Here is a 4,203-nt window from a genome sequence, read left to right as displayed (position 1 = left end):
GCTGGCCGAGTTGCGCCGGCGGTTGGCTCCGGCCGCGGCTGCTACTTTAGCTGCCGAATATGCCGCGCACCAGGCAGCCCGGGCCGCCGCTTCGGCGTCCTTCACGGGCGCACCCACTTCCTCGCCTCTGCAATAAGTTTTTCTTATGAACCCGAACGTTATCGAAACCACCAACATCGCCAAATCCTACGTGATGGGGCATGAGGTAATTAATGCCCTGGTGTCGGTTAGTATTGAGATTAAACGCGGTGAATACGTGGCGTTTATGGGGCCATCGGGTTCGGGGAAGTCGACGCTGATGAATATTGTGGGCTGCCTCGATACGCCCAGCAAGGGCCGCTACATCCTCAACGGGCAGGACGTGAGCCGCATGAGTGATAACCAGTTGGCCGAGGTGCGCAACAAGGAAATCGGCTTCGTTTTCCAGAGCTTCAACCTGCTGCCCCGCGCCACGGCCCTCGACAACGTGGCCCTGCCGCTCATCTACGCCGGCCTGAGCAAGCGCGAGCGCACCGAGCGCGCCCTCGAAAGCCTGCGTGCCGTGGGGCTGGCCGACCGCGCCTCGCACCGTCCCAACGAGCTTTCGGGCGGGCAGCGCCAGCGCGTGGCCATTGCCCGCGCTCTCGTGAACAACCCTAGCGTGCTGCTGGCCGACGAACCCACCGGCGCCCTCGACTCCAAAACCAGCCACGAAATCATGGACCTATTTGAGGCGCTGTACGCCAAGGGCAACACCATCATCATGGTGACGCACGAGGAAGACATTGCCCACTACGCCCACCGCATCGTGCGCCTGCGCGACGGCCTCATCGAAACCGATGAGGTGAACCATGAGGTGACGCGGCACGCCGTGGCGGGACATTAGTTGTTGGCTAAGATGTGGCAGAACGTCATGCTGAGCGCAGTCGAAGCATCTTTACCGCTTCGTTGCATTGGTATTGATTACTACTGCGGTAGAGATGCTTCGACTGCGCTCAGCATGACGTTCAATTATCCATTTGCTCAACTTTCCCCATGAAAATCTACACTAAAACCGGCGACAAAGGCCTCACCTCCCTCATTGGCGGCACGCGGGTGCCCAAGAGCAGCCTGCGCATCGAGTGCTACGGCACGGTAGATGAGTTGAACTCGCATATCGGGCTGGTGCGCGACCAGGAGGTGAACGCCGCCCGCCGGCCGCTGCTGAAGGAAATTCAGGACCGTCTGTTCACCATCGGCTCGGCCCTGGCTGCCGACCCCGAGAAGTCGAAAATGAAGCTGCCCGACCTGCACGAAGACGACGTGACGCTGCTGGAGGAGGAGATGGACCGCCTCAACCTCGATTTGCCCGAGCTACGCGCTTTTATTTTACCTGGAGGGCACCCGGCGGTAAGCCACGCGCACGTAGCCCGTTGCGTGTGCCGCCGCGCCGAGCGGCTGGTGATTCACCTGAGCGAAGACTCGTTCGTGGCCGAATTGGTGGCCGTGTACCTGAACCGCTTGTCCGACTTCCTGTTTGTGCTGAGCCGGGCCATGGCCCACGAGCTGGGCGTGGAAGAAGTGACCTGGCAGGCACGTATTTGATAGCCAGTGTGTTGGGGTGGAAGCCCCCATTGCTGCCCGCATTATGCCGTTCTTTGCGGCGGAATACCCTTTGATTTAACCGTTCTCAACTCCATCTCCGTACCCGGATAATCCCACCCACGCGTACCCGTAAATGCCCTTTTTATGTTAGACACGCTTGCAATCCACACGCAGCCGACGACGAAGTCGCGGCTGGCCACGCAGGACTTCGATAACCTCGAGTTCGGCAAGGTCTTCTCCGACCACATGTTCGTGGTCGACTACCGCGACGGCGAGTGGCAGGATGCCCAGATACTGCCCTACGGCGACTTGTCGGTGAGCCCGGCCAACTCGGCCCTGCACTACGGCCAGGCCATTTTTGAAGGCATGAAGGCTTACCACCAGGCCGACGGCGGCGTGGCCCTGTTCCGCCCCCTCGACAACTGGGCCCGCCTCAATGCCTCAGCCGAGCGCATGTGCATGCCCACCATTCCCGAAGAGCTGTTTATGCAGGGCCTGCGCGAGCTGCTCAAGCTCGACGCCGGCTGGGTGCCTACTTTTGCGGGCAGCTCGCTCTACATCCGCCCCTTCATGTTCGCTACCGATGGCTTCATCGGCGTGCGCCCGTCGGAGGCGTACCGCTTCGTGATTTTCACCTGCCCCGTGGGCCTGTACTACAATAAGCCCCTGCGCGTGCGCTTCGAGCAGAAGTACGTGCGCTCGGCCGAGGGCGGCGCGGGCTTCGCCAAAAATGCCGGCAACTACGGCGCGGCCATGTACCCCACCAAGCTAGCCCAGCAGGAAGGCTACAACCAGCTCATCTGGACCGACGCCTCGGAGCACCGCTACGTGGAAGAGTCGGGCACGATGAACGCCATTTTCGTGATTGATGGCCGCGTGATTACGCCTGCCCTCAGCACCAGCATCCTCGACGGCGTGACGCGCCGCAGCGTATTGCAGCTGGCCCGCGACTTCGGCATGCCCGTAGAGGAGCGCAAAGTGAGCAGCCGCGAAATCGTGGAAGCCATTGAGGCCGGCAAGCTGGAAGAAGCCTTCGGCGTTGGCACGGCCGCCACCATCGCGCCCATTGCGGTGATTGGCTACGAAGGCCACGACTACGACGTGCCCGCCACCCGCCCCGATGGCTTCTCGAAGCGCGTGGGCGCGGCCCTGGATGCCATCCGCAGCGGCGAAGGTGCCGATGTGCACAACTGGATGGTAGCGGTGTAAGTCCTGTACATCGGCTTAGCCGGCGAACCAAAATTTCTCTACTAAAAAAGCCCGGCGCCAAGCGTCGGGCTTTTTTAGTGACGCTGGCCCTGTAGTAGGCCAATGCGAAGCCATTAGCGCAGCTTGCTATTGCCGGATATTTTTTTGCCGCGCGGCCGGGGCTTGTAGCTCGTTGTGGTCAGCGGAGTCAGCGTCAGGTCAAGCGGTTTGCAGTTTTCCAAGGGTAACTCCAGCGTGGCGTAGCCGGGGGCAGTGATTTCAAGCACGGTATTGCGCGGAATGGCCTGCTTGGCCGTGATGACATAGTGCCCTTCAGAATTCGTGCTGTAGGCCTCGGGGCTGAACCCGGCTCCGGGAGTGCGCAGCATAATGGTGGCCCCCGTGAGCGGGTAGGCAAACGGGTCGGTGATGCGGCCGGTGAGTATGCGGCACTCGAGCTCGGCTTTGGGCGGTGCCGTGCCCGCGCTGACTGGTTGCTGGGCGTAGGCGCGGCTCACGGCTGCTGTGAATACCAACGCTACGTGCACCGAAATCATCAGGTAATTCATAAGAAGCGGAAGCAGGCAGGAATAAGCGGGCAGGCGGGAGCCGTCGGCCCCGGCGAGTAGTTGAAAACCGAAGACGTTGGGAAGGAAATAATCCGGCCACAAGGCAGGCCGGCCAAGGTAGCAATTTTGCTGCTAATGTTTGCTAACTAGTTTCTGTGAATCAAGGTAAAGCCGCGCCGATAGGTATCAGTTTACCTGCACAGCTGGCGGGTGCCTACGATGCCGTAGTTGCGACATTGGCCGCCGCCTGCTCCGGCCACGCCGCCAGCACCGCCACCGCCGCCAGGCACAGCGCAAACCACGCCCACGGCAGCCGCAAATCGAGCACCGAAAGCCCCCCAAACACCAGTGCCGTGCCGAAACTGGCCAGCGACTGAAACGCCTGGTTCAGCCCGAATATCTCGCCCCGGTCGGCCTCGGTGGTACGGCGGGCCAGCCGCCCTTCCAACAAGCCCTGAATGAGCGAAAGCGTGAGGCAGTCGGCCGTAACCAGCGCGTAGAGGGCTACTTTCGAAGTGCCCATCAGGCCATAGCCGGCCAGCACGGGGGCGCCCAGCGCGGCCAGCCACACAATGGCCCGGCGCTGGTCGAGCCGGTCGGCCAGAAATGTGTAGAAACCGTAGTTCAGCGCCACGCTCAACGCCCCGAAATACATAAAAAAATAGGAAATCTGCCGGGCATCGAGGTGTAGCGGCCCCAGGCTGGCGAAGGGCACGAAATAGAAATAATAGCCCGTGCTGAGCGTGAGGCACACCTGCGTGAGCACGATGCGCCGCACGCCGGGGCTCTGCTGGTTTTTCGCTCGCAGGCGCGCCCACAGCGTGAGCGGGTTGAGGCTGGCGGCCAACTCGGCGCGCAATTCAGCCCCGCGCACGCCCCCGCG

Annotated in this window: 5 protein-coding genes; 3 read left to right on the top strand and 2 right to left on the bottom strand. The window is 61.8% G+C overall.

The genetic code is table 11. The annotated features are described in order from the left end of the window. Window positions 1-145: 145 nt before the first annotated feature. From ACYVDE_RS16000 to ACYVDE_RS15990, 3 genes are all read left to right on the top strand, one after another. Entirely contained in the window at window positions 146-865 is a 720-nt protein-coding gene (locus tag ACYVDE_RS16000; protein WP_460502547.1) for an ABC transporter ATP-binding protein, read from the top strand. A gap of 149 nt (window positions 866-1,014) precedes the next feature. Further along, on the top strand, window positions 1,015-1,563 hold the full coding sequence (locus tag ACYVDE_RS15995) for an ATP:cob(I)alamin adenosyltransferase (RefSeq protein ID WP_460502546.1): 549 nt from the start codon (window positions 1,015-1,017) through the stop codon (window positions 1,561-1,563). Window positions 1,564-1,707: 144 nt separating this feature from the next. After that, window positions 1,708-2,772 carry a branched-chain amino acid transaminase gene (locus ACYVDE_RS15990; protein WP_460502545.1) on the top strand — a complete coding sequence of 355 codons (1,065 nt, stop codon included), beginning with the start codon at window positions 1,708-1,710 and terminating at the stop codon, window positions 2,770-2,772. A 113-nt stretch (window positions 2,773-2,885) separates the two neighbouring features. Here the strand turns inward: ACYVDE_RS15990 and ACYVDE_RS15985 are convergent, their stop codons facing one another. Both ACYVDE_RS15985 and ACYVDE_RS15980 read right to left on the bottom strand, forming a co-directional pair. Further along, window positions 2,886-3,320: a carboxypeptidase-like regulatory domain-containing protein gene (locus ACYVDE_RS15985; protein ID WP_460502544.1), complete on the bottom strand. Its 435-nt coding sequence runs from the start codon at window positions 3,318-3,320 to the stop codon at window positions 2,886-2,888. Between the two features lie 214 nt (window positions 3,321-3,534). Further along, window positions 3,535-4,203: MFS transporter (locus ACYVDE_RS15980; protein ID WP_460502543.1), on the bottom strand; the 669-nt coding region annotated here is incomplete at its 5' end.

The organism is Hymenobacter agri (assembly GCF_054778495.1).
This window is presented reverse-complemented; position numbering and strand designations above follow the sequence as displayed.